The sequence below is a fragment of the Cyclobacteriaceae bacterium genome, assembly GCA_025808415.1.
Lineage (GTDB): Bacteria > Bacteroidota > Bacteroidia > Cytophagales > Cyclobacteriaceae > UBA2336.
In genome coordinates this window covers 3,802,771-3,827,429 of sequence record CP075525.1, presented here as the reverse complement: position 1 = coordinate 3,827,429, position 24,659 = coordinate 3,802,771, and the positions used below count along the sequence as shown (strand labels likewise).

Here is a 24,659-nt window from a genome sequence, read left to right as displayed (position 1 = left end):
AAATAGATTGTGTTCCTTCGGCCTGTTTTAATGTTAGGAAGTTGTACCGATAAATTAATTACCAAAGTTGAAATAACCACATCTATCATAACGGACCATGTACGATCAAAGGATACAACTAAGACTTTGATTATTGGTGAATGGGTTTGAGTAAAGAGTATGATATACTTCTCCTGGATTCCAACGCCTATGCGAGGCACAAGTTAACTTCTACAATGACAATGGCGGGAATCGCTGCTTTATTCTTAAGAAGTAAGCATCTTAAGCAGCGTAGTTAGCTTGCTTTTTAAATTTCTTCGGTCTACAATAAAATCCAGAAAGCCATGGTCTAACACAAACTCGGCACTCTGAAAGCCTTTCGGCAGGTCTTTGCCAATCGTTTCGCGGATCACCCGAGGCCCGGCAAATCCAATCAACGCCCCAGGCTCGGCAATATTAAAATCACCCAACATAGCGTACGATGCTGTCACGCCCCCTGTAGTTGGGTCGGTAAGTAATGAGATGTATGGTATTTTTGCTTGATCGAGTAACGCAATTTTTGCTGAAGTTTTAGCCATCTGCATAAGCGAAAGACCAGCTTCCATCATACGTGCCCCTCCGGAACGTGAGATCATCAGAAAGGGCTTTTTATGCTGAAGGGAATGGTCCATGGCGCGAGAAATTTTTTCGCCCACTACGGAGCCCATTGATCCTCCGATAAAACTGAAATCCATACAGGCAATTACAATGTCCAGGCCGTTCATTTTTCCGTAGGCTGTACGCACCGCATCCTTAAGCTCAGTTTTTTCCTGGGTTTCTTTTATCCGTTTTGGATAAGCTTTAGTGTCTTTGAATTTCAACGGATCGGCAGATTCCATGTCGGGATCTAATTCGATAAAGACACCATCATCAAACAGTATTTCAAAATACTCTTTTGATCCTATGCGAACATGGTAATCTTCTTCGGGGACAACGTAGGCATTGTTTTTAAGCTCGCGTGTGTGAACAATTTTTCCCCCTGGCGATTTGAACCAAAGCCCATCGGGCACTTCGCGTTTAGCTTCTGTGGGTGTTAATATTCCTTTGTCTGTTCGGTTAAACCAAGACATTGTAAATCAGATTAGGTTAGGCAAGGTCAATGCTGTTGTCCAGGTAAACATCCTGAATGGCGTTTAGGATTTCTACACCTTCTTTCATAGGGCGTTGGAAGGCTTTTCTTCCGGAGATCAAGCCCATGCCTCCTGCGCGCTTGTTGATAACGGCTGTGCGCACTGCATCCGCCAGGTCGCTGGCTCCTTTTGATTCGCCTCCTGAATTGATTAACCCGGCACGCCCCATATAGCAGTTTGCCACCTGGTAGCGGCACAGATCAATCGGGTGGTCCGATGTCAGGTGGGTGTAGATACGTTCGTCAAGCTTGCCGTAGCTGCTTCCTCCTGTGTTAAGTGCCTTATAACCTCCATTGTTTTCGGCAAGCTTTTGTTTGATAATATCAGCCTGAATGGTAACGCCCAGGTGATTAGCCTGCCCTGTTAAATCTGCTGAAACGTGGTAATCTTTTCCACCTTGCTTGAAGGCATTGTTACGGATGTAGCACCACAGGATTGTGGCCATGCCAAGTTCATGCGCACGTTCAAAAGCTGCGGCAACTTCCTGGATTTGGCGCGTTGAATTATCGGAACCGAAATATATAGTTGCCCCAACAGCAACCGCTCCCAGGTTCCAAGCTTCTTCCACCGTTCCAAACATGATCTGATCATGTTTATTGGGATAAGTAAGCAGTTCGTTATGGTTAATTTTTACAATAAATGGAATTTTGTGCGCATAGGATCGCGACATCATGGCCAGTACACCGTAGGTGGTAGCTACAGCATTGCACCCGCCCTCTATGGCCAACTTCACAATATTTTCCGGGTCGAAATAAATTGGGTTCTTGGCAAACGAAGCCCCGGCACTATGTTCAATTCCTTGGTCGATTGGAAGTATGGAAAGGAAGCCGGTCCCGCCTAACCGTCCCTTGTCAAACAATGTTTGCAGGCTGCGTAAGGTTTGTGGTGTGCGGTTGGATTGTGCGAACACACGATCTACAAAATCAGGCCCTGGGGCATGAATCTGGTTGGAAGAAATGGTTTTGCTTTTGTGATCCAAAAGGTATTTGGCGTCTTTGCCGAGGATCTTGGAAATGCTTTGTTTAGCCTGTTTTGCCATATTTTTTTAAGTAGGGAAGCAAAGTTATCAATTATTTAAAAGTTAGCTAATGAAGAAAATACAGTTTACCAGTAAACAAAAAAGCCATCCGATTCTATTCGGATGGCTCTTGTAACTAGCTCATTATCAAACCTTTTCTTTAATCCTGGCTGATTTGCCCTGGCGGCCTTTCATGTAATACAATTTGGCCCTGCGCACTTTACCTTCTTTAACCACTTCAATTTTGTCGATGCTGGGAGAAGTGATCGGGAAGATACGTTCAACACCCACCCCGTTGGATACTTTGCGAACGGTAAAAGTCTCACCGTTAGTACCATAGCCTCTGCGTTGGATAACAACCCCTTGGAATTGCTGTATCCTCTCTTTGTTACCTTCTTTAATTTTTACGTGAACATTGATGGTATCACCAGCCTTAAAATCAGGCATTTTTTCACGGGCGGCAGCAAATTCCTGCTCCACAACTTTTATTAAATCAGCCATACAAGCGTATTTTCAAAAATGGACTGCAAATGTAGGGAAAGAATCGGGATTTTTGAATGCCTTACCAGAATGTTTTATTCCATTAGCCTTGTTTTTAGCTTATTCAAGCAAGTTTGGCCGCCTTTTTTTGGTTCTTTCAAGGGCTTGGTCGTGTTTCCACTCTTCAATTTTTGACTGGTGCCCTGAAAGAAGGATGTCGGGCACTTTCCAGCCCTTATAATCTGCAGGACGGGTATAAACCGGGGGTGCGACTAAACCATCCTGAAAGGAGTCACTTAAAGCTGAAGTTTCATCAGAAAGGACACCTGGAATAAGCCTTATTATTGCATCGGCCACTACGGCAGCCGCCAACTCGCCTCCTGAGAGCACATAATCGCCAATGCTTATTTCGCGCGTGACCAGGTGTTCACGAACCCGCTCATCCACGCCTTTGTAATGGCCACATAACAAAATAAGGTTCTTTTTAAGACTAAGTTCATTGGCAACTGATTGCGCGAATAACTCTCCATCCGGGCTCATGTAAATCACCTCATCATATTGGCGTTTTGATTTTAAAGCGGCAATGCACTTGTCAATCGGTTCTATCATAAGCACCATACCGGCACCACCACCAAAAGCATAATCATCTACAGGTTTGTGCTTTCCGGTTGCATATTCCCTCAAATCTATAATTTCGACACTAGCCAGGCCTTTTGCCTGGGCTCGTTTTAAAATGGAGTCGTTGAATGGGCTTTCAATAAGGCGTGGCAAGCAAGTTATAATAGAAATGTGCATGATCAAATATCCAAAAAACCATCAGGAAGGTTTACGCTTATAACTTTTTTTGCTCGGTTAACTGACTTGACAAGGGGTGGCTGTGCCGGAATCATAACATCTTTACCCTTGTGATCTAAAATGATAAACCGATTAACCCCGGCCCGCTCCAATGTTACCACTTTGCCCAACAGCCCTAATGTTTGATCGTTTACATCGAAGCCTATAATTTCATCATCATAAAAGTCTGCAACGGTTAATTTGGGTCGTGAACTCTTGAGAAGATAAATGGATAGGTTTTTTAATCTTGTGGCTTCTTCGGGTGTTGAAACATCTTCAAATTTTATAAAGGCTTTGTCATTTTTGACGGACACATTTTCGATAAAATAGGGTACCAGGGTGTTGTGGTTTTCAATCAGCACCGATTGCAATGACCCCCAGTCTGCCGGTGAGTCGGGATCAAGCGAAACAGTTACTTCACCCTTTAGCCCATGGGGCCGCATGATGAAGCCTGCTTTATAGCAATCTTCTTTTTTCATTGTTACAAATTAATCGAAACTAAAATGCCAGTGCTCTGAACACTGGCATTTTACCAATTACTATCGCCTTAAATCGTGCCTTATACTTCTGCCGTGGGAGCTTCCGTTTCGGTAGTGGCTTCGGGAGTTTCAGCAACGGAAGCAGCTTCTGCTTTTTTCCGAATGGCTTCTGCTCTTGCCTCCTTAATCTTGGCTTCTGCTTCCTTGCGGGCTTTTGCTTTGGCTTGCTTATCATCGGCCAGGGTGTTAACCCGGTTTTTGATTTTAGCATCCTTGGCTTGTTTCCAATCGCTTAATTTCTTGTCGGCATCTTCTTGTGAAAGCGCACCCTTAATTACGCCAATTTGAAGATGCTTGCGTAACATGATACCCCGGTAAGAAAGCATAGCTTTTACGGTGTCTGTAGGTTGTGCACCATTCATAAGCCATTGAAAGGCCTTTTCTTCGTCTAATTCAATGCTGGCCGGAACCGTTAACGGGTTATACGTACCAATCTTTTCAATAAAGCGACCATCGCGTGGTGCCCTGGCATCAGCGATTATAACATCGTATTTCGCCAGTTTTTTGCGGCCTCTGCGGGCCAATCTGATCTTAACTGCCATTTTTCTTTCAGTTTAGTGGTGGAACTCGTCCATTAGTTTAATTAGGGCTGCAAATATAGTCTATTTCAGAGACCTTCCAATTGCTGGCCTTTGAGAAAGCTGGAGGGAAACCGAAAATTAAATAACTGTTTAAGCGAGTATTCAATTTTTTTATCCTATTCCTGTTCAATACATTTGATTTCTCATCCCCTAGAATTTATGGATAAATATTCCTACCTCTCCAATGCTGATGTAAGCTACCTCGACCAACTTTATCAGAATTATAAAAGTGACCCATCCAGCGTTGATCATACCTGGCAGAAGTTTTTTGAAGGTTATGAATTTTCCCAACAACGCTATGGCGAAAATGGTGCAGGAGGCGGAACTGCCGATACGCATTCAATTAAGGAAACCCAGGTGCGCAACCTGATTTTTGCCTATCGCTCTTTTGGGCATCTCGCGTCAAAAACAAATCCTGTTCGGGAAAGGAGAAATCATAATGTTCATTTTGATTTGAAATTCTTTGGCCTTACCGATGCCGACCTGGATGCCGAGTTTGATGTAGCCAGTGAAATTGGTATGAGCCGCACCACGTTGCGTAACATTGTTGATAAGCTCAAGGCTATTTACCTGGGCCCCATTGGTTTCGAGTACAATTACATCCGCAACGATGAGGTACGCCAGTGGTTTTTTAATAAATGCGAGAATGAATATTTCAACCACAATCCCAGCCTGGAGGAGAAGAAACGAATTTTAGGCAAGCTTAATGAGGCAGTTGTGTTTGAGAACTTTCTGCACACAAAATTCCTCGGCCAGAAACGGTTTTCATTGGAAGGTGGTGAAAATACCATACCCGCGCTTCAGGCCATTATCAATAAGGCTGCCGAGCTTGATGTAAAGGAAGTTGTTATTGGCATGGCTCACCGTGGCCGGTTAAATGTGCTCTCGAATATTCTTGGAAAAACCTATGAGCAGATTTTTACCGAATTTGAAGGAAATATAAATCCCGATGCTACCATGGGCGATGGCGATGTAAAATATCACCTGGGGTATGCCAGCCGCATAGACACACCATCCGGAAAAAAGATATACGTCAAGTTAACGCCCAATCCTTCGCATCTGGAGGCGGTTAACCCTTTGGTGGTTGGCTATACCCGCGGCCAGATTGATGATGAATTTGGCGGTGACCTTAAAAAAGCCATGGCCATTCTCATCCATGGCGATGCGGCCGTTGCCGGCCAGGGCATTGTATATGAAGTAGCACAAATGTCGGGGTTGCCGGGTTATACAACCGGTGGCACGGTTCATTTTGTGATCAACAACCAGGTGGGCTTTACTACCGATTATGACGATGCGCGTACATCTATTTATTGCACGGATGTATCTAAAATTATTGATGCGCCTGTGCTACATGTGAATGGTGATGATGCGGAGGCCGTTACGTTTGCTGCTAACCTTGCCGTAGAGTACCGGCAGAAGTTTGGAAAGGACATTTTTATTGATTTGCTCTGCTACCGCAGGCATGGCCATAATGAAAGCGATGAGCCTAAATTTACCCAACCCAAACTCTACAATATCATTGCAAAGCACCCTAACCCACGCGAAGTATACGTATCAAAACTAACCACCAGCGGGGTTGACGGTGCCGCAATGGCGGAGGAAATGGACAAAAATTTCCGCAACCAACTTCAGGATCGCCTGAATGAAGTAAAGCAAAAACCACTGCCTTATAAATTCCAGGATAGCGAAGAAGAGTGGGCTACCATGCGCAAAGCCGTTGCCGAAGATTTCGATAAATCGCCTGACACTTCCATTCCGGGTCAAGTAGTAGAAAAGGTGGCTAAAGCATTAACTACTATACCGGAAGGCTTTAAGCCCATCAAACAAATTGAAAAATTAATAAAGGACAGGAAGGCTGCTTTTTTTGAAGATAAACTTTTAGGCTGGGCAGAAGCTGAGCTTTTGGCATTTGGTTCTTTGTTGCAAGAAAAAATTATTGTCCGCATGTCGGGTCAGGATGTTAAGCGTGGCACGTTTTCGCACCGCCATGCTTATTTCTGGGATGCCAACACGAATCAGTCTTATTGCGGCCTCAATCATATTGGCGAGGGACAGGCAAAATTGCATATGTATAACTCCCTTCTTTCTGAATTTGGTGTAATGGGTTTTGAATATGGGTATTCCATGGCAACCCCTCACGCACTGGTTATTTGGGAAGCCCAGTTCGGTGACTTTGTAAATGGTGCGCAGGTGATTATCGATCAGTTCCTGACCAGCGCAGAATCGAAATGGCAACGACAAAACGGATTGGTATTACTGCTTCCTCATGGTTACGAAGGTCAGGGTCCCGAACACTCAAGTGCCCGCCCCGAACGCTTCTTACAGCAGGCCGCTGAGTTGAATATGGTGGTAGCGAATATGACATCCGCTTCCAATTACTTCCACTTGTTAAGAAGGCAAGTGAAGTGGGAGTTTAGAAAACCGTGTGTGGTATTCTCTCCGAAATCATTGTTGCGCCATCCTGGTGTTGTTTCTCCTGTAAAAGATTTTTCCTCAGGCGTGTTTACCGAAGTGCTTGACGACCCTAACGCCATGGCTAAAGAGGTTAAGCGTGTAGTGCTATGCACAGGCAAAGTATTCTTTGATTTGCAGGAATATCAGCAAAAGAAGAAAATAAAAAATACTGCACTGGTTCGCCTGGAACAACTTTATCCATTCCCTAAAAAGCAACTGGAAACGGTACTCAAAAAATATAAGAATGCGGAGTTGATCTGGGCACAGGAAGAACCTTACAATATGGGTTACTGGGCATACATTCAACGTTTTATGCCGGATGAAAAACTGAAAGTAGTGGCCCGAAAGTCAAGTGCTTCACCGGCCACCGGCTACTCTAAAGTTCATAAAGCTGAGCAGGAAAAAATCATCAACCTGGCTTTCGAAATTTAATAGTACCCGACCATCAATTAAAAATCAATAAATCAAAAATCGAAACATGGCTATACAAGTAAAAGTACCCACCGTTGGTGAATCCATTACTGAAGTTACGATTGCCAACTGGCTTAAAAAAGATGGTGATGCTGTGCAGATGGATGAAGTAATTGCTGAACTGGAATCGGACAAAGCAACTTTTGAATTGACAGCACCCGCAGCGGGTGTCTTGCGCATAAAAAAACAGGTTGGCGATGCTGTGCCCATTGGTGACCTGATTTGTGAGATCGAAGAATCAACCGGGGCAACCGCTCAGAAACCTGAAAGTAAGCCTGCGGCAACATCAGCACCTGCTGTGCCTAAGGCTACCGGTGCTGTAAAAGAAATGAACGTGCCAGCCGTAGGCGAGTCCATCACGGAAGTAACTATTTCTACCTGGTTAAAAAAGGATGGCGACTTTGTGAAACTGGATGAAGTGATTGCAGAAGTTGAATCCGATAAAGCAACTTTTGAGTTGCCGGCAGAAGCCAACGGTATTCTTAGAATTGTTGCGAAAGAAAAGGAAACACTACCTATTGGCGGACTGATTTGTAAAATTGAAGTGATGGAAGGTGTGCCTGCTGGCGAACAAGGATCGGCAAAGCCAGCAGAAACCTCAACCTCATCAACTTCTGGCGACAAGTCGTATGCAGCCGGTCACCCTTCACCGGCCGCAGCAAAAATCCTGGATGAAAAAGGAATAGCTGCCTCCCAGGTTCAAGGTTCCGGTGTAGGTGGAAGAATAACCAAAGAGGATGCCTTGAAAGCACAACCCGGCTCGAAGCAGGAAGCAACCAAGCCTGCTGCTTCAAGTCCTCCGGTTATTAGTGGTGGGGTTTCCCGTAATCAGCGCAGGGAAAAAATGACATCACTGCGCAAAACCATAGCACGCAGGCTGGTTGCTGTAAAAAATGAAACCGCCATGCTCACAACCTTCAATGAGGTTGACATGAAACCGATTATGGACATGCGTGCAAAGTACAAGGATAAGTTTAAAGAGAAATATGGTGTGGGCCTGGGCTTCATGTCGTTTTTCACCAAAGCCGTTTGCCAGGCGTTGAAAGAGTGGCCAGCGGTAAATGCCCAAATTGATGGTGATGAAATTGTTTACCACGATTACTGCGATATTTCAATAGCAGTTTCTACACCACGCGGGTTGGTGGTTCCGGTAATCCGCAATGCAGAATCTTTAACATTCGATCAAATTGAAACGGAGATAGGAAGGCTCGCAGCGCGTGGCCGCGATGGTAAACTTTCCATTGATGAAATGACAGGCGGAACGTTCTCCATTACAAATGGGGGCGTATTTGGCTCCATGTTGTCAACACCAATTATTAACCCGCCACAATCGGCTATTTTAGGTATGCATAACATTGTGGAACGACCCGTGGTAAAAAACGGACAGGTTGTAGTTACACCTGTAATGTACGTGGCGCTGTCATATGACCACCGTATTATCGATGGCCGCGAGTCGGTTAGTTTTTTGGTGAGGGTGAAAGAAATGCTGGAAGATCCCGGGAGATTGATACTCGGAGTTTAATCGTTTTGAATCTTGAATCATAAACTTAGAATTAACCATGAGCTCCTTCCAATATAATGTAGTTGTTATCGGTTCTGGCCCCGGTGGTTATGTGGCCGCTATCCGGTGCGCACAACTTGGCATGAAAACCGCCATCATTGAAAAATATAATACTCTTGGCGGCACGTGCTTAAACGTGGGTTGTATTCCTTCCAAGGCAATGCTTGACTCGTCTGAACATTTTCATAATGCCGAGCATACATTTGCCGAACATGGTATTGACATTTCAAAGCCTAAAGCAAACCTGGCTCAAATGATTAAACGTAAAGCCGGTGTGGTAACGGCTAATGTTGAGGGTATCGCTTTCTTAATGAAGAAAAATAAAATAGATGTCCACACGGGAGAAGGTTCATTTGTAGATAAAAATACGATCAAGATCACTTCGAATGACGGCAAGGAGAAGACCATTACTGGCGAAAAGATTATTATCGCAACCGGTTCAAAGCCAACACCCCTTCCTTTCGCACCTTTTGATAAGAAACGCATCATCTCCAGTACAGAAGCATTGGAGTTGAAAGAAATACCCAAGCACCTTATTGTTGTGGGCGGAGGAGTAATTGGCATGGAGCTGGGTTCGGTGTACGCCCGCATCGGCTCAAAAGTAACGGTAGTTGAATTTTTGGACAGCATTATCCCTACCATGGATGGTACGTTGGGTAAGGAGCTTCAAAAAGCAACCAAGAAACTTGGCATTGAATTTTACCTCGGCCATAAAGTCACTTCAATTGAAAACAAGGGCAAAGAAGTTTTACTAAAGGCAGAAGATAAAAGTGGTAAGCAAGTAGAACTAAAGGGCGACTATTGCCTGGTGAGTATCGGGCGCAGGCCGTATACCGAAGGTTTAGGTTTAGACAAAGTTGGTATTGAAACCGACCGTGGGCAAATACCAGTTGATAATCACTTACGTACCAAGGTTGAAAATATTTATGCCATTGGCGATGTAGTGCGTGGCGCCATGCTGGCACACAAAGCTGAGGAAGAGGGGGTGATGGTGGCAGAGCAATTGGCCGGACAAAAACCTCATATCAACTACAATTTGATTCCAGGCGTTGTGTACACCTGGCCAGAGGTAGCCAGTGTTGGCTATACCGAAGAACAATTAAAGAAAGACGGAAAGGCCTATAAGATTGGCAGTTTTCCCTACAAAGCGCTTGGCCGTGCACGCGCCTCCATGGACCTGGATGGCCTTGTAAAAATACTGGCCGATAAAAACACGGATGAAATTTTAGGTGTGCACATAATTGGTGCTCGCGCAGCCGACATGATTGCTGCCGGAGTGGTGGCTATGGAATACCGCGCTTCAGCCGAAGATGTTGCCCGCATGTCGCACGCGCACCCTACCTACATGGAAGCGGTTAAGGAAGCCTGCCTGGCGGCAACAGCTAACCGCCCCCTGCACCTGTAATGTTGCTTAACGTTTGTACTGAACATATGCTCGTGCGCTAAGTGCGATAACAATAGGAACGAGGGAAAAATGCAGGGTTTGTGGTAGCCATGCCCATGAAATGAGCAGCAGGGAATTAATGATCAGCACAATTAAAAAATATTTCCGCAACCACTCACGGGGTGTAAAAACCATAAAAGCGACTACAATGTGCGTGGGTAATGCCCATAGCACATTCAGGTTATTGGCTGCCGCACGATGGTCGGTTGCAACCCAAAGAAGAAACAGCAATAGCCCGATTAATCCAATCATGCCAAACAGCAAAACATCAAACCAGTTTGATGTCTTTTTTCGCTTTAGATCGTAAACAGTTATCACCAACGTAATGAGTGCGAACAATGAAAAAACATAAAGTGGCTGAACGATGCCGTTGCTATAAGCCTCAGGCCTTGCTTCATACCGGATTAGTTTTTCTTTTACCAGCGGCTTACCATTAAGGGTGGCGTGGTCAAATCCATACTCAACATAGTCGGGTAGGAACATGTGTTCGTAAGGGGTGGCAATTTTATCCATGGGCAAGCCCAGGCAAAGATCAATGCCTAAATCGCCCCAGGGTTGGTACTTCAGGTAAAGGTCTGTAAGCGCCCGGATGGACAAGGGTTTAGTAATATAGGATCCATCAAAAACAACAGACCCACCAAATACTTTTTGAACAACTTCCGGAAGTTTTGTGGCGCAGTTGTCGTAGAAGTAATCGTAAAAGTAAAACTGGTTTTCGGGTCGTGCATTCCAGGCGAGGTAGTCAAAAAGTTTTTGTTTTTGATCGGTGGTAAGGTCCAGTACCTGCTCATGAACGTACCGGTTGTAATATTGGTAAACGTATTCGAAGCGTTCAAAATCCTGAACGGCCAACCGGTAGCGATTATGGCCACGGGCAAAATTCAGGTAAAAGTTGGGCTGGTCGAAATCGAAAACACCGTAATTGAAGGCGGCATTTATCCCGTTTTCCGGATCGTAAACCCGAAATGCGCTGTGGCCAAAAGCAGTAAAAACAGCTTCTTGCCCGGGGCCACAGGTTATCACCGATATTTCAGCCTTATCGGATAGTTGTTGTGAAAAGGATGCTACCGTAACCAGTAAACTTAGCAGGCAGCCAATTACTTTTTTCATGCTTGGAAAGATGGCCAATAAATGAGATTAATTCAAACTACTTGTTATTTTGCCCACCGTGAAAGTGTCTATCATGACGGAGCAGTTGAAAAAATTGAGCGATTGGTTAGGGGTGCGGCATCCGGATGACGCAGGTGTTTTTTTTACTACCCGCAGGGCAGTGCTATATACCCGTATTTTGTTGGTTACGGCTGTCGCCATATTTGGCACGTTGATAAAAGATGTCATCGACCAGGGTTTTTCTTTTGTTCCGATTGTTATTTTTTTATTATCAGTTGTTATCAGTATTTCCATTGTTTTAAATCGAATAGGTAAAACCACAGCCTCTAAAATAATTTTTCTTTTATTGTTGAACCTGGTCATAGGCTTATTGTGTTCGGTAATCCCGCCCGAGCGGTTGGCATTTGTTTTTTTCTTTCCCCTGCTGATTATGGCTTACGTTCTTTTCGAAGATCACCAGCGTGCTTACCAGCGTTTTTTTGTTGGCCTTTCTTCGGTGATGCTATTACTGCTTGCCTTTACTGATTTTAAACTATTCTGGGATTACCAGCTTTCGGTTTCGGAACTGGGCCAGAAAAATATGATTATCAATATTATCGTAACGATTATCATTATTTCCCTTTGCGTTGATTTCCTTATCCGTTCAAATAAGCGGGCAGAAGATAGCTTAAAGAAGCAGGCAGCGTTTATTGCACAACAAAACCTGGAGTTGAAGAAGATCAATACCGAGTTGGATCGGTTTGTTTACAGCGCCTCACATGATTTGCGCGCCCCGCTCGTATCCATTCAGGGGCTTTCAAAAATAGCCATGGAAGAAGCACAGCACGAAACGGACAAGCGGTATTTCAAGTTGATCAACGATCGTGTAGTCCGGTTGGATGACTTTATCCGCGATATTATTGATTATTCACGCAACGCCAGGACAGAATTAATAAGGGAAACTTTTGCACTGGAACCCATGATTTGTGAAATCATCGAAAACCTGAAGTACATTGAAGGCGCGGATAAAATTGTTTTCCATATTGATCGCCCACTCCCTGACGTGGTTACCGATAAGAGCAGACTGAAGATTGTGTTATCGAATATTATTGCCAATGCCATTAAATACCACAACTTAAGGCATGAAACTCCCTTCATTAAAATTTCGGCAAAAATTGAAAATGAAAACCTTAATCTATCCATTGCCGATAATGGTGCCGGAATACCAACCGAGGCACTACCAAAAATTTTTGATATGTTTTACCGGGCCAGCGACCGAGCAGGCGGATCAGGCCTTGGGTTATACATTGTGAAAGAAATGGTTCAGAAACTTAACGGAACCATTCGGGTGGAGTCAGCATTTGGCGCGGGCACAACTTTCTTCATAACAATTCCACTTCAGTCAAAACAGTAATGTCGAACTTGCGCGACATAATTAATGGAATTTCAAAATCCTCACCTCAGCGTGTGCTTAATGCTGCGCGTATTTGGTCGAGCTACCATCAATCAAAGTTAACCGGAAAGGCACTCATTAAAGGTTTGCCCATCAGTATTTCAATAGAGCCTACCACCAGTTGTAACTTACGCTGCCCCGAATGCCCCAGTGGGTTACGATCCTTCACGCGTGCTACCGGAATGCTTCAGCAGGAGCTTTTTAAAAACGTTATCGATCAACTGGCATCAAAGCTCAGCTACCTCATTTTTTATTTTCAAGGTGAGCCTTACCTGAACCCACAGTTTTTGGATATGGTGAACTACGCAGGCAGTAAGGGAATTTATACGTCCACTTCCACTAACGCGCATTATTTTACAGATCAAACGGCTAAAGCAACTATTGAATCAGGACTTGACAGATTAATTATTTCCATTGACGGGACCTCTCAGGGTACGTACGAATCCTATCGTGTAGGCGGAAGCCTGGACAAAGTGATTGCAGGCACGAAAAAAATACTGGAATGGAAGAGAAAGCTCCACTCAAAAACGCCACATACAATATTTCAGTTTTTAGTGGTTAAACCGAATGAACATGAAATACCAGATGTTTATAAACTAGCCCATGAGTTGGGTGTTGATGAGGTTGTACTAAAGACAGCACAGATTTACGACTTTGAAAATGGTTCGGATTTAATTCCTGTTCAGGATAAGTATTCAAGGTATAAGAAGAACGAAGCCGGTAAATATGCCATTAAGAATAACCTCGATAATCACTGTTGGAAAATGTGGCACAGTTGTGTGATCACCTGGGATGGAAAAGTTGTGCCCTGCTGTTTTGATAAAGACGCGCACTTTGTGCTGGGCGACCTGACAAAAAATACATTTGAAGAGATCTGGTTTGGCGAATCCTATAATAATTTTCGGGCTTCGCTACTTAAATCCCGGAAGGAAATTGAGATTTGTAAAAACTGTACGGAAGGAACGAAAGTGTGGGCTTAAGGGTAAGAAGTTTTTCGAAGGCCAATTAACCTTTTAGCCTGATTTGTTTTTCGATAGCGTCTACATCAATCGTGTTGCATTTCCTACAGCCAGAAGCACAGGATTTCGCTTGGAACGATTGCCATACCAGCCGACCGAGGTAAATCAGTGCGGCTGCGAATAGGAGGCCGATCATCAGTTCTTGAACCATGTGGCAAATTTATCGGTATATGCGATTAATTCCTACCGTCCGATGATGGACGCTCATTTTCGAATCCGAACGTGGTGTACTTGATTTTTTGCAAAATTCAGGCACTTTTTCACTTGGCACATCATTCGCCAGCGTGGGTTGCTAACCATTCTACCAACATGCTTAAGAATTACCTGATCACCAGTTTCCGTTCATTAATGCGTAAGCGAGGCTCCACGTTTATTAATTTAGGTGGGCTCACCCTTGGGGTATCCGGCACCATAATACTCTTCCTTATCCTTCAGTACCATACCAGTTTCGACAAGTTTCAAAGCCGGTACGATCGCATTTATCGTATTGTAACTTCCAGTAAGGGCAATGATGGCGAGTGGGGCTTCACGGCCGGCATACCTACGGTACTTCCCCCGGCATTTCGGTTGGATTTTCCGCAGGCCGAAGAAGTAGTGTTTACCCAATACCGGGCAAATTCGCTTATCCTTATTCCACAACGTGACGGTGATTTTAAAAAGTTTGACGAAGAGCGCGGTGTGGTGATTACCGAGCCAAACATTTTCAAGGTGTTTGACCGCACCGTGCTGATAGGCGATGTAGAGAAATCATTAGACGAGCCGAATGAAGCTGTTATCGGCCGATCGCTTGCCGTTAAATATTTTGGGCGCGAAGATGCTGTTGGCGAAGTGGTTCGTTTTGAAGAACGTGATTACAAAATCGGGGCAGTGGTAGAAGACGCACCGGTTCAATCTGACCTGCCATTTCAATTGTTGCTATCGTACGAAACCATCCGGGCCAATAATGAAAGCCGTGGATGGCGCAGCATCTGGAGCGATGAAAACTGTTACTTCCTGTTGCGCGAAGGAGAATCCACTAGTTCCATCGAGAATCAGTTACCTGATTTTTCTGTTAAACATGATCCTCAAAATTCGTGGGATCAGCGCAGGTATGTTATACAACCGTTGTCAGACCTTCATTTTAACGATGACATTGGCAACTACAACTATAATGCTGTAAGCAAAGACTATTTGATCGCATTGGGTGTTGTCAGTCTTTTCCTGATTGTTACCGCGTGCATCAATTTCATTAACCTTACTACGGCTGAGGCCATCCGCAGGTCGAAAGAAGTTGGAATCAGAAAATCATTAGGTGGCTCACGTCTTCAATTGGTGTTTCAGTTTTTGGGCGAAACCAGTTTGGTGACGCTGGGCGCTATGCTGCTTTCGTTTGTTGTAGTACAGGGCGTGTTAGGTATTGTAAATAGTTTTCTTGAGCTATCGCTCACATTTGATTTAACCAATAATCCATTGTTGTTGATTTTTCTGATCAGCATATTCTGCATGGTTTCCTTGTTGTCGGGTCTATATCCAGCGTTGGTCATATCAGGCTTTAATCCGGTATCGGCATTGAAAAACTCCACGTCCAGTAAATTCACATCAGGATACCGGTTACGGCAGGGGTTGGTGGTAACGCAGTTTGTTATTTCCCAATTGCTGGTCATCCTCACGTTGGTCCTGATCAATCAAATGGAGTTTTTCCGCACTAAAGACCTGGGCTTTCGCAAAGATGCCATTATAACCATACCTGTACCGGAGGCCATGCGCTTGGATACCCTCAACCAAAGTAGAGTCCGTTCATTGGCCAATGATATTTCGCGTATGGCCGGGGTAGAAGGTTATAGTCTCTGCCTTTCTGCTCCATCTTCGGGTCGCGTGTGGGATTCCAACTTTTGGATGGAAGGACAAAGTGAAGATCAGGCCAAAGGCACACAGGTGAAAATTGCGGATGGAAATTATGTTTCATTGTTCGATATAAAATTAATTGCCGGTGAGAATATTGATGACCTGGACACAGCACGCAGTGTTGTGGTTAACCGAAAGTTTGCTGAAATAGCAGGCTATTCAACCCCGGAAGAAATTGTTGGAAAAAAAATCAGGTTATGGGGAAAGACGCTGCCTGTGGATGGGGTAGTGGAGAATTTTCACACGCTTTCACTAAGCAACGCCATTGAACCAACCGTTATCCTAAACCGCCTGGAACGTTACCAGTTGTTGGCTTTGCGGATCCAGCCTGATCAGTTTCAGCAACTGGTTCCACAGATTCAAAAACGATGGGAAGAAGCCTATCCTTTATCGATTTTCAGTTATGAATTTCTGGATGAAAACATCCGCGAATTTTATGAAGGTGAGGCACGGTCGTCTGTTATGTTAACGGTTTTTTCAACGATCGCTATTGCTATTGGTTGCCTGGGCTTGTTAGGATTGGCTACCTATATGGCCAACCAAAAAACAAAAGAGATAGGGATACGCAAAACGTTGGGTGCTTCGGTTGAGAGCATTCTCGTAATGTTCTCCCGTGAGTTTATCGTGCTTGTGCTGGTTGGTTTTGTAATGGCTGCACCGTTGGCCTGGTGGTTGGGTAATTTGTACCTAAGCCGGTTTGTTTATCGCATCGAAATAGGCCCTATGTTGTTTTTGTCGGGCATTGGCTTAACCTTGATTATCGCGTTGGTAACGGTAGGGTATAAATCTTTCCGGGCGGCAACGATTAACCCGGTGGATTCGCTACGGTATGAATAATATAATCTGTCAGGCGGACAGATTTCTCTGCAAGGCCCTGGCGCATGTCAGGGCTTATTTTTTATACCAAAGCTCGTTTATAACCTGTAGCATTTGTTGCTGCACAGCACCGGCCGCAATAATTTCACCACCGTGTAAAAAATTATTGCCTCCGCTGAAATCTGTAACTCTTCCGCCAGCTTGCTGAACAATAAAGGCGCCTGCTGCAACATCCCAAGGATTGAGGTTGTATTCAAAAAAACCATCCATGCGCCCGCAGGATACATAAGCCAGGTCAATGGCAGCACTGCCTAACCTTCGTATACCGTGCGTTTGTTCTAAAAATACTTTTATGATTTCCAGGTAAACATCTTTTTTATCCAGGTGATAGTAAGGGAAACCCGTAGCAAGTAAACTCTCACTTAACGTAGTGATGCTGGAAACTTGTATGGGTTTTCCATTGCATGCTGCAAGGCCTCCGGCAAAGGTGTGAAAGCACTCATCATGCATAACTTCATAAACAACCCCAAGCACAACTTTATTATTTTGTGCAAGTGCCACGCTAATAGCAAATGTTGGCAGGCCGTGCATAAAGTTCGTGGTACCGTCAAGCGGATCGATGATCCAGCAATATTCCTGCCCGGTGTTGGTTTGAACAGTACCCTCTTCCGTAATAAAAGTACTGGAGGGTATTAATTTTTTTAATTCACGTACCAGTTGAATTTCAGCTTCCTTGTCAACATACGACACCAGGTTGTTGAAGCCGGTTTTAAATTCAATTTTTGAGCGATCAAACTCCGTTGCTTCTTTTCGGATAAAAGCGCCTACTTCGCGGCAAATCCGTATTACTTCTTTTTCAAGGTGGGCTAACTGTATCATCTTTTGTTTTTACGCATGTATATCCAACATCACCCAACCGGTAATTGTTTCAGGTTTATGGTTTTCCACCAACTACTACTACAATTTCCCCTTTTACTTCTTTGGTTGAGAAGTGGCGGTAAACTTCTTCCAGGGTACCATTCTTCGTTTCTTCAAAAAGTTTCGTGAGTTCACGCGAAACAGAAACTTGCCTTTCCGGCCCAAAGTATTCCTTAAGCTGCCCTAAGGTTTTCACCAAACGATGAGGTGACTCGTAAAATACTATCGTGCGTTCTTCTTCGGCCAGTTTTTTTAACAGGGTCTGCCTTCCTTTTTTGTGTGGGAGAAATCCCTCAAAAACAAACCGGTCGCAGGGTAAACCTGATTTAATTAATGCCGGAACAAAAGCTGTGGCACCGGGTAGGCAATCAATTTCAATACCTGCCTGCAAAGTTGCGCGCACAATTAGAAACCCTGGGTCGGAAATTCCGGGTGTACCGGCATCGCTGACCAATGCCATTTTTTCTCCCGCTTGCAGCCTTTTAACCAAGGTATGCACAACTTTATGTTCGTTAAAATTGTGGAAGCTCTGTAACGGTTTGCTAATGAGGTAGTGCTTTAGCAGCTTGCCCGAGGTTCGTGTGTCTTCTGCCAGAATAAGGTCAACGGCTTTTAAGACTTCTAATGAACGAAGGGTTATATCCCCTAAATTTCCGATGGGTGTGGGAACAATATATAACGAGGCCTTCAACTCCATTATACCAGTGCATCAATGGCCTCTGCCAGTTTCTTATCCTTATTAGTTACAATGTTTCCTGCATCGTGTGTGCTTAACTCAATGCTTACGGTATTCCAGGTGTTTGTCCAGGTGGGGTGATGGTTCATTTTCTCCGCTACCAGGGCAACCTTGGTCATAAATGCAAAGGCTTCCGTAAAATCTTTGAACGTAAATATTTTTGTGAGTTTGTTGTTTTCTTCCTGCCACATAAACCAAAACGGGTATCGCCTGACGAAGGTACAAGAATTTAGCTGTAACCGGGCTTATAAAGCAATCAATCCTTCTATGCCTGAAGCTTTTTGGTACATGGCGATAACAACATCGCTTGAGGGAGCCATAACCTGAATGGTGATGCTGGTGTAATTTCCTTCGCGCGAGGACTTTTCAGTAACGGTGTGCATCGGAAATAAATCCTTTACTTCCTGCTCTTTTCCTTTGGGAACGATGAATTTAAAGATATAAAGGGCAGGCCATTGGTAATGCTGGTCGAGTTTGGTGCGAAATGAATTTACCCAGTCCTGGTCCATAGTTAAAAAGATGGGCGCCCGATAGGTATCGGGGCGCCCAAAATTAATTGCTTTGTGGTTTAATAAAACCTGAAGCGAGTGTCTTCTATATTGGCTGCTTCTTTAATAGCGCTTGCAATGTTGGCCGAGTTACGGCTTGTAGCACTTTGTTGTAGTTGCGTTTTAAACATGGTATAATCGCCTATGGCCGGGGCAGGTGTTTTGGTTTTGGTTTCGATGATGACTACACCATTTTCACCTGCATAAGCCTGCGAGCGACTACCATCGGCAAGGGAAAAAACTTTTCCGATAACCACCGGATCAAATCCTACCGAAGTGAGGGAATTGGAGTTTAGCCTAACGCTGCTATTGGTGTATACGGTAGCATCTTTTCCAAAAGCAGCGGCTATGTCATTTAGTGAACCTTGCAGCCCTTTTAATTTTTCCACGATTACTTTGCCCTTCATTTCATTTTTGACAAGCGGTGTAATCTCATCTTTAACCAGGTCAAGCGGTTTATAGCCTTTTTCAATTTCACCGGTCATTACGGCCACGGCATATTGATCCTGCAAGTCAAAAACTGACGATACTTTACCTTCTTTCGCATCGCGAAACAGCCACTGCACCACCTGGCGTGCATCCCCCAGGTTGTTAATACGCCTTTCGGCTGGAGCTATATTTTTAGCTTCGTAAACGGTCAATCCTTCTTTGGTGGCCCGGTCGGTAAATTCCTTTAGCCCTGAAAGCTCGCTGGCAAACAGTTCTGCCTTGCGGATAGCCGCATTGATGGAAGCATCGCTGGGGAGGATTTCGCGCTCGATCACGGCCAGCGTATAGTAGTTGTTGTCTTTCACTTCGGTTACATCAATAATGTGGTAACCGAACTCCGTTTCAACCACGTCATTTAACACACCCTTTTTGGTGGCAGAGAATACGGCTGTTTCAAATGGCTTTACCATGGCACCGGTGCTGAACCAACCCAGGTCACCCCCACGGGTAGCCGTTCCGTCAGTACCAAATTCGCGAGCCTTGTCGGCAAAGCTTGCACCTGCTTTAATGTCTTTTAAAATGTTCCTGGCTTTCTCTTTGGCTTCTTTTTTGGCAGCCTCGGTGTCATTATCCCAACGGATAAGGATATGGCTGGCCCGCGCGTTGTTAATGGTATCTTTTCCGACTTTTGAAACCTTTACCAGTTTATAGGATCCTTCATCTAAAAAAGGTCCCTTAACCGTTCCGGCAACCAGTTCATCAGCGGTAATATATGACGGCAGGTTTGAAACATTGAATTTGGTGTAGGCATCTGAATTATCGGAGTTGATGATGGCAAAAACAGAATCATCCTGGGCTGCTTTAAAATCACCTACCAGGCGTGTCAATTCTTCTTTAAATGAAAGCGAATCATCTGCCGAAGGCACTACCGGAAAGGTAACGAACTTCATGTCGCGGGTATGCTCGCTTTTGTATTTCTCTTTGTTCTTGTTGTAATAGGCTTTCAGATCGCTATCGTTTACTTTAATGGCAGTGTCGCTAACAGCATAATAGGGCACAAACAGATATTGGATTTCAGCTACGTCATTTTGCAAGTGGTATTCTTTTTCTGCTTCGGCAGAAGTTATAAAAGCACTCTTGATCAACAGGTTTTCATACTTAAGCCTTTCACGGCTTGGCCTTAAATCACGTTGGAATAATTCCCACTGCATGCGTTCCGGTGAAGTTTCAGGTGCGAGCTTGATTTGAGATATGTAGTTGCCCAACATGCCCCTGTCGAACTGACCGGTTTGCGGGTTAATGAAGGATTGCTTTATACCGTCATTTATATTTTTCCCCGAAATCATATCCACCATTTCATCATCGCTAACCTTCACGCCAACTTTTTCAAATTCATTTTCAATGGCATGACGCAGGATGAGCATTTCCCAGGCCTGTTCGCGTATGGTTACCATGTCGCGGTCGTTGGGCTGACGGTTGAAAAACATGATAAAATTTGCTTCGCGTTCGCGCACGGCTTGCTGGTATTCTTTTAGCGATACCGTATGCCCGGCTATTTCCCCAACGGAATCACTATTGCTAAACAGTACAGAATTGTTGCTAAAAATATCCTGCAATACGAATGCAGAAATTGCGAGGAAGACAAAAACAACCACCCAGGTACCCATCTTGTCCCTCAACTTTCCAATAAATGCCATAAGTCAAAATTTAAAGACCGCAAATTTAACCCGCTTTGTGGATTAGAAAAATATGGTTTTGAAAATAAACTACTTATTACCTGGAGAGTTAAATGCCTGTAAATAAGCGATTTATACTATTAAATACTTCAGTCGCTACCATTGGCCACGGTTATCCGCAGGGTGTCTATCCGGTTGTCGAGGGTTGACTGGACGGTGAAGGAGTAAGGGGGTATAGAAATGGTTTCCCCAGGCTGGGGCAGGTCTTCGCGGTAGCTTAGTATAAGCCCCCCGAGGGTTTCGTATTCGCCTGTAGGAAGGTTCCAGTTATACGTGTCGTTTAAGTAATCAATCTCCAGGCGTGCACTCAGCAGCCAGGTGTGTTTGTCCAGTTGCTGCTCTACCAGGTCGTCTTCATCATGCTCATCTTCAATTTCACCAAAAATTTCTTCAATCACATCTTCCATGCTTACCAGGCCCGAGGTACCGCCAAATTCATCTACCACCAGGGCCAGGCTTTTTCGTTCATTAATGAAGCGGATCATCAACTCGTTGGCTAAGATGGTTTCAGGTACGATAATGATGGGTGTCAGGATATCTTCAATTCGTGTGGGCTTCTTAAACAGCTCCGAGGAGTGACAATAACCGATTACATCATCGATGGAATCTTTGTAGATTAGGATTTTAGAATGTCCACTTTCTACAAACGCCTTGCGCAGCTTCTCCATACCGTCCTGAATCTCCACTGCAATGATTTCTGTTCGCGGTATCATGCACTCGCGAACGCGCACCGATTTGAATTCAAGTGCATTGTGAAAAATTTTTTTGTCCAGTTCAATGTCTTCGTCTTCGTGCTTTACCCTCAACATATTCTTCAGGTAATGATTCAGGTCGGTTAGCCCGAATACAGGTTTTTCATCCGAGTATTCGGTTCTGAAAATTTTTGTAATGACAAATTTCGAAAGCGATACAATGCTGATGACCAAGGGAAACAAAAAATAATAGAGGATATTAAATGGCACTGCCAAAGCAGTGAGCATCAGGTTAGGGTTAATGAGAAAAAGGCTCTTCGGAAGAAATTCGGCAGTTACCAAAACCAGTATTGTTGCGGCTAATGTTTGGATGATCAGTATAGTCACTTCATTCTGAAAGGGATCGGGTAACCAGAGTTGGAGCCGCGGCTCCAGCAGTTGCGCCATAAAAATTCCATACAGCACCAGGGCAATAGTGTTACCGATAAGCGTTGTGCCAATGAACAAGGAGGGCTTTTTTATGAACTTGGAAAATATTTTTCCGGAAATAGAGCCCTGCTTTGCCTGCAATTCAAGTTGAAGTTTGTTTGCCGAGAGAAAAGCTATTTCAATCCCTGAAAAGAAAAAAGAGAAGGCAAGAGAAAGCAGGATAAGTAGTAGTAAAGCAGGATCCATATTATTTCCGCTTGCGGTAAGTAAACACAAAAAAGAAAATTACGGAAAGCATAATGGCCCAGTAGGCATGGCCCAACCCGAGTGTCATGATCTGGTGTATGCCGATGATTAGAAATGTAGCCGAAAGGGAAAGCAGGAGAATATCCGGAAGCTTCATACGTCAGGCAAAGATAACGATTTTGAGGAGCTAGTTCCGGCCCGGTGTTTCTGTACCCTCTTCAAGGGTAAACTCGCCTTGCGGTTTTTTAATGGTGTAGGAAGACATGTCCTGTTTCGCTTCAAGTCCTTCTCCGTAAATTACCTCGGTTTGCATGCGAATGGTAACGAAACTTTCGGTGTATATCTGCTCTTTGTCAGGTCGCCAAAAAAGTTCTTCCGTGTTGAGTTGCTCATTTTTCTCCAGGTTAATAACCTCCACTTTACCGGTTGCTTTCCAGGTGTTATCCTTTTTGGAGTAGTAAGCGTGGTTGGCCCGAAGGGTAGAGGAGAGCACCCCCAGTTCGTTAAAAAATTCCATGTATATGCCCTTGGGAAATTCACGATCACCCACCTGGTATTCGTACACCAGGTCGGCCAGCATCCTTACCTTAACCACCTCATTTTCGCTGTAGTGCATTTCTACTTTTTCCGCTTCGCGTTGCGGGCCATCGTACTCAAGCGGTTGAACGGCATCGGTTTTTCCGCAGCCATCCAGCAGTAAAATAAAGGCAAGGAATTTCAGGCGGTTCATATAAATGAAAAAGGCCATAGCAATACTATGGCCTTTTTAAGTTTTATTTTTTCCCTAATCGCGTGTGCGAATGGTCACGGTTTCATTGATCCAACAGGTGACGCGTTGGGTATCACCTGACGACCAGTTAACCAGGAAGATATCTTCCTTGGACGGGAACTGATCTTTTGCCATGGCCATTTTTTTGGCTTCACCGGCACGCTGGTACATATCATAAGCAGCCAGGTACACCAGGCGATCCTCAGCCATATTGTCCTTCTTGGCACAATCAGAGAAACTTCCATAGTACAAGTCGCCAATTTTTTCGTAAGCCTCCTTTTTGCTGCCGTCAGCCGCTAAAGCCTGACGGTATAGGTCGCGTGCGGCAGTTTTTGAACCTTTGCGGGCTTCAATGCTACCCTTGTAAATCAGCACATCCGCTTTTTCAGAATTACCGGGGGCTGTTTCAAGTGCAATGGCGAACATTTCATTGGCTTTTGTAAAGTTTTCGGTTGCCAGGTAGCGTATGCCTAAGTTTTTAGCAATGCCGTAGTCCTTTTCGTCTTTCAGTATGGCTTCTGCAGCTTCCATCCACAACGGATCATCAGTGCACTTATCCTGGAGCATGAAAGCAAATATTTTCTTGGCCAAACCAATGTCGGCAGGGTTTTTCTTGAACTTGGGGCCAAGGTTGGTGCGCACAAAATCGCAATCAACTTTTACAATGGTGATCAGTATTTTGTCCACTTCATCTTTCCATGAACGATAGCGGGTAACACCATCTTGCTTGCCTTGGCTGGAAGCGACTTTAATTTTTGCATCCAATATTCCCATTACCATGTCGTAACGCTCCAATACCTGTTCATCGGTAAGGTTTTTCAACTTAACCTTGTTAATCCGAATCACTTGCATAAACGGTAGAATGGTTCCATCAAGCACATCGTTGCCGTTAAGCTTGAAGGCAAGGTCCATCAGGTCTAAAACATATTTTTCTTTCCCGTTTTCATTGGCCCAAAAAGCTACAGCGGCCAATGCCTTGCGGTTGGTCACACTGGCTTCTTCACCACAGTTTTTAATCCGCAAATCGTGGATAAGCAAAAGCGAATCGACCAAAGCATTTTTCCTGGCTGCATCTTTTTCTGCGCTGGCCAGCTTTTGGTAAATCTCGGCACCGTTGATGTAGATGCTGGTGTTTAGGTTCGGTGTGTTGGTCAACAACCAGTTAAGGTGAGGTTTTGCTTTTGCAAACTCACTGTTTTTGCGGTAGTCGTCATACAACGAAACTTTTTCTTCTGCTTTTGCTTTCTGCTCAGGTTCAGTTGGCCACTTCCATTCTTTGCACTGGGCAAACAATGCTGGAGTGTTTGAAATGAACACGATCAGGATAAGGGGCGCAAAAAACTTTTTCATCATTTCTAGTTTAAT

At 44.4% G+C, this 24,659-nt stretch carries 22 protein-coding genes; 6 read left to right on the top strand and 16 right to left on the bottom strand.

Annotation, left to right across the window (positions count from 1 at the left end):
- Positions 1-245: 245 nt before the first annotated feature.
- The 6 genes from accD to KIT51_16910 form a co-directional block, all read right to left on the bottom strand.
- Positions 246-1,088 (bottom strand): acetyl-CoA carboxylase, carboxyltransferase subunit beta, encoded by an 843-nt coding sequence (gene accD, locus KIT51_16935; GenBank protein ID UYN86524.1) that lies wholly within the window; start codon positions 1,086-1,088, stop codon positions 246-248.
- A 16-nt stretch (positions 1,089-1,104) separates the two neighbouring features.
- Positions 1,105-2,187, bottom strand: a complete 1,083-nt coding sequence (locus tag KIT51_16930) for a class I fructose-bisphosphate aldolase (GenBank protein ID UYN86523.1) — start codon at positions 2,185-2,187, stop codon at positions 1,105-1,107.
- Between the two features lie 126 nt (positions 2,188-2,313).
- Positions 2,314-2,667: a 50S ribosomal protein L19 gene (rplS, locus tag KIT51_16925; GenBank protein ID UYN86522.1), complete on the bottom strand. Its 354-nt coding sequence runs from the start codon at positions 2,665-2,667 to the stop codon at positions 2,314-2,316.
- A gap of 99 nt (positions 2,668-2,766) precedes the next feature.
- A complete protein-coding gene (gene trmD / locus KIT51_16920) occupies positions 2,767-3,441 on the bottom strand; it encodes a tRNA (guanosine(37)-N1)-methyltransferase TrmD (GenBank protein UYN86521.1) in 675 nt (224 codons plus the stop codon).
- Between the two features lie 2 nt (positions 3,442-3,443).
- Entirely contained in the window at positions 3,444-3,959 is a 516-nt protein-coding gene (gene rimM / locus KIT51_16915) for a 16S rRNA processing protein RimM (GenBank protein ID UYN86520.1), read from the bottom strand.
- A gap of 80 nt (positions 3,960-4,039) precedes the next feature.
- Positions 4,040-4,561 (bottom strand): 30S ribosomal protein S16, encoded by a 522-nt coding sequence (locus KIT51_16910; GenBank protein UYN86519.1) that lies wholly within the window; start codon positions 4,559-4,561, stop codon positions 4,040-4,042.
- A 198-nt stretch (positions 4,562-4,759) separates the two neighbouring features.
- Here KIT51_16910 and KIT51_16905 point away from each other — a divergent pair, with 198 nt between their 5' ends.
- From KIT51_16905 to lpdA, 3 genes are read left to right on the top strand one after another with little or no spacing between them, the layout of a single operon-like run.
- A complete protein-coding gene (locus KIT51_16905) occupies positions 4,760-7,486 on the top strand; it encodes a 2-oxoglutarate dehydrogenase E1 component (GenBank protein UYN86518.1) in 2,727 nt (908 codons plus the stop codon).
- Positions 7,487-7,532: 46 nt separating this feature from the next.
- On the top strand, positions 7,533-9,047 hold the full coding sequence (gene odhB / locus KIT51_16900) for a 2-oxoglutarate dehydrogenase complex dihydrolipoyllysine-residue succinyltransferase (protein UYN86517.1): 1,515 nt from the start codon (positions 7,533-7,535) through the stop codon (positions 9,045-9,047).
- Positions 9,048-9,084: 37 nt separating this feature from the next.
- Entirely contained in the window at positions 9,085-10,491 is a 1,407-nt protein-coding gene (lpdA, locus tag KIT51_16895; protein UYN86516.1) for a dihydrolipoyl dehydrogenase, read from the top strand.
- A 6-nt stretch (positions 10,492-10,497) separates the two neighbouring features.
- Here the strand turns inward: lpdA and KIT51_16890 are convergent, their stop codons facing one another.
- A complete protein-coding gene (locus KIT51_16890) occupies positions 10,498-11,640 on the bottom strand; it encodes a DUF4105 domain-containing protein (GenBank protein UYN86515.1) in 1,143 nt (380 codons plus the stop codon).
- A 49-nt stretch (positions 11,641-11,689) separates the two neighbouring features.
- Between KIT51_16890 and KIT51_16885 the strand changes: the two genes are divergently transcribed.
- From KIT51_16885 to KIT51_16875, 3 genes are all read left to right on the top strand, one after another.
- Positions 11,690-13,033, top strand: coding sequence for a HAMP domain-containing histidine kinase (locus KIT51_16885; protein UYN86514.1), 1,344 nt, complete (start codon positions 11,690-11,692; stop codon positions 13,031-13,033).
- Complete coding sequence (locus KIT51_16880) at positions 13,033-14,052, top strand: SPASM domain-containing protein (protein ID UYN86513.1); 1,020 nt, start codon at positions 13,033-13,035, stop codon at positions 14,050-14,052. The genes KIT51_16885 and KIT51_16880 overlap by 1 nt, the downstream gene beginning before the upstream one ends.
- A 348-nt stretch (positions 14,053-14,400) precedes the next feature.
- A complete protein-coding gene (locus KIT51_16875; GenBank protein ID UYN86512.1) occupies positions 14,401-16,812 on the top strand; it encodes an ABC transporter permease in 2,412 nt (803 codons plus the stop codon).
- Positions 16,813-16,866: 54 nt separating this feature from the next.
- On the opposite strand, the gene KIT51_16870 is transcribed toward KIT51_16875, so the two are convergent.
- The 9 genes from KIT51_16870 to KIT51_16830 form a co-directional block, all read right to left on the bottom strand.
- Entirely contained in the window at positions 16,867-17,670 is an 804-nt protein-coding gene (locus tag KIT51_16870) for an inositol monophosphatase (protein ID UYN86511.1), read from the bottom strand.
- Positions 17,671-17,725: 55 nt separating this feature from the next.
- Complete coding sequence (gene rsmI, locus KIT51_16865; protein UYN86510.1) at positions 17,726-18,406, bottom strand: 16S rRNA (cytidine(1402)-2'-O)-methyltransferase; 681 nt, start codon at positions 18,404-18,406, stop codon at positions 17,726-17,728.
- Positions 18,406-18,636 (bottom strand): 4a-hydroxytetrahydrobiopterin dehydratase, encoded by a 231-nt coding sequence (locus KIT51_16860; protein UYN86509.1) that lies wholly within the window; start codon positions 18,634-18,636, stop codon positions 18,406-18,408. The genes rsmI and KIT51_16860 overlap by 1 nt, the downstream gene beginning before the upstream one ends.
- Before the next feature lie 54 nt (positions 18,637-18,690).
- The gene (locus KIT51_16855; GenBank protein ID UYN86508.1) at positions 18,691-18,954 is read right to left on the bottom strand and encodes a DUF493 family protein; all 264 of its coding nucleotides are present in this window, start codon (positions 18,952-18,954) and stop codon (positions 18,691-18,693) included.
- 59 nt (positions 18,955-19,013) lie between these two features.
- A complete protein-coding gene (locus tag KIT51_16850) occupies positions 19,014-21,119 on the bottom strand; it encodes a SurA N-terminal domain-containing protein (GenBank protein UYN86507.1) in 2,106 nt (701 codons plus the stop codon).
- A gap of 128 nt (positions 21,120-21,247) precedes the next feature.
- A complete protein-coding gene (locus tag KIT51_16845) occupies positions 21,248-22,525 on the bottom strand; it encodes an HlyC/CorC family transporter (GenBank protein ID UYN86506.1) in 1,278 nt (425 codons plus the stop codon).
- Position 22,526: 1 nt separating this feature from the next.
- A complete protein-coding gene (locus KIT51_16840) occupies positions 22,527-22,682 on the bottom strand; it encodes a hypothetical protein (GenBank protein UYN86505.1) in 156 nt (51 codons plus the stop codon).
- A gap of 30 nt (positions 22,683-22,712) precedes the next feature.
- Complete coding sequence (lptC, locus tag KIT51_16835) at positions 22,713-23,255, bottom strand: LPS export ABC transporter periplasmic protein LptC (protein UYN88619.1); 543 nt, start codon at positions 23,253-23,255, stop codon at positions 22,713-22,715.
- A gap of 54 nt (positions 23,256-23,309) precedes the next feature.
- Positions 23,310-24,647: a hypothetical protein gene (locus tag KIT51_16830; GenBank protein UYN86504.1), complete on the bottom strand. Its 1,338-nt coding sequence runs from the start codon at positions 24,645-24,647 to the stop codon at positions 23,310-23,312.
- Between the last annotated feature and the right edge of the window lie 12 nt (positions 24,648-24,659).

Excerpts from the sequence above, each read along its gene's own strand:
- rsmI (UYN86510.1), bottom strand. The coding sequence starts at position 18,406 with ATGGAGTTGAAGGCCTCGTTATATATTGTTCCCACACCCATCGGAAAT.
- KIT51_16910 (UYN86519.1), bottom strand. The coding sequence starts at position 4,561 with ATGGCAGTTAAGATCAGATTGGCCCGCAGAGGCCGCAAAAAACTGGCG.
- lptC (UYN88619.1), bottom strand. The coding sequence starts at position 23,255 with ATGAACCGCCTGAAATTCCTTGCCTTTATTTTACTGCTGGATGGCTGC.
- odhB (UYN86517.1), top strand. The coding sequence starts at position 7,533 with ATGGCTATACAAGTAAAAGTACCCACCGTTGGTGAATCCATTACTGAA.
- rimM (UYN86520.1), bottom strand. The coding sequence starts at position 3,959 with ATGAAAAAAGAAGATTGCTATAAAGCAGGCTTCATCATGCGGCCCCAT.
- KIT51_16860 (UYN86509.1), bottom strand. The coding sequence starts at position 18,636 with ATGTGGCAGGAAGAAAACAACAAACTCACAAAAATATTTACGTTCAAA.
- KIT51_16855 (UYN86508.1), bottom strand. The coding sequence starts at position 18,954 with ATGGACCAGGACTGGGTAAATTCATTTCGCACCAAACTCGACCAGCAT.
- KIT51_16845 (UYN86506.1), bottom strand. The coding sequence starts at position 22,525 with ATGGATCCTGCTTTACTACTACTTATCCTGCTTTCTCTTGCCTTCTCT.
- KIT51_16890 (UYN86515.1), bottom strand. The coding sequence starts at position 11,640 with ATGAAAAAAGTAATTGGCTGCCTGCTAAGTTTACTGGTTACGGTAGCA.
- KIT51_16850 (UYN86507.1), bottom strand. The coding sequence starts at position 21,119 with ATGGCATTTATTGGAAAGTTGAGGGACAAGATGGGTACCTGGGTGGTT.
- trmD (UYN86521.1), bottom strand. The coding sequence starts at position 3,441 with ATGCACATTTCTATTATAACTTGCTTGCCACGCCTTATTGAAAGCCCA.
- accD (UYN86524.1), bottom strand. The coding sequence starts at position 1,088 with ATGTCTTGGTTTAACCGAACAGACAAAGGAATATTAACACCCACAGAA.
- KIT51_16830 (UYN86504.1), bottom strand. The coding sequence starts at position 24,647 with ATGATGAAAAAGTTTTTTGCGCCCCTTATCCTGATCGTGTTCATTTCA.
- lpdA (UYN86516.1), top strand. The coding sequence starts at position 9,085 with ATGAGCTCCTTCCAATATAATGTAGTTGTTATCGGTTCTGGCCCCGGT.
- rplS (UYN86522.1), bottom strand. The coding sequence starts at position 2,667 with ATGGCTGATTTAATAAAAGTTGTGGAGCAGGAATTTGCTGCCGCCCGT.
- KIT51_16905 (UYN86518.1), top strand. The coding sequence starts at position 4,760 with ATGGATAAATATTCCTACCTCTCCAATGCTGATGTAAGCTACCTCGAC.
- KIT51_16870 (UYN86511.1), bottom strand. The coding sequence starts at position 17,670 with ATGATACAGTTAGCCCACCTTGAAAAAGAAGTAATACGGATTTGCCGC.
- KIT51_16880 (UYN86513.1), top strand. The coding sequence starts at position 13,033 with ATGTCGAACTTGCGCGACATAATTAATGGAATTTCAAAATCCTCACCT.
- KIT51_16875 (UYN86512.1), top strand. The coding sequence starts at position 14,401 with ATGCTTAAGAATTACCTGATCACCAGTTTCCGTTCATTAATGCGTAAG.
- KIT51_16840 (UYN86505.1), bottom strand. The coding sequence starts at position 22,682 with ATGAAGCTTCCGGATATTCTCCTGCTTTCCCTTTCGGCTACATTTCTA.
- KIT51_16930 (UYN86523.1), bottom strand. The coding sequence starts at position 2,187 with ATGGCAAAACAGGCTAAACAAAGCATTTCCAAGATCCTCGGCAAAGAC.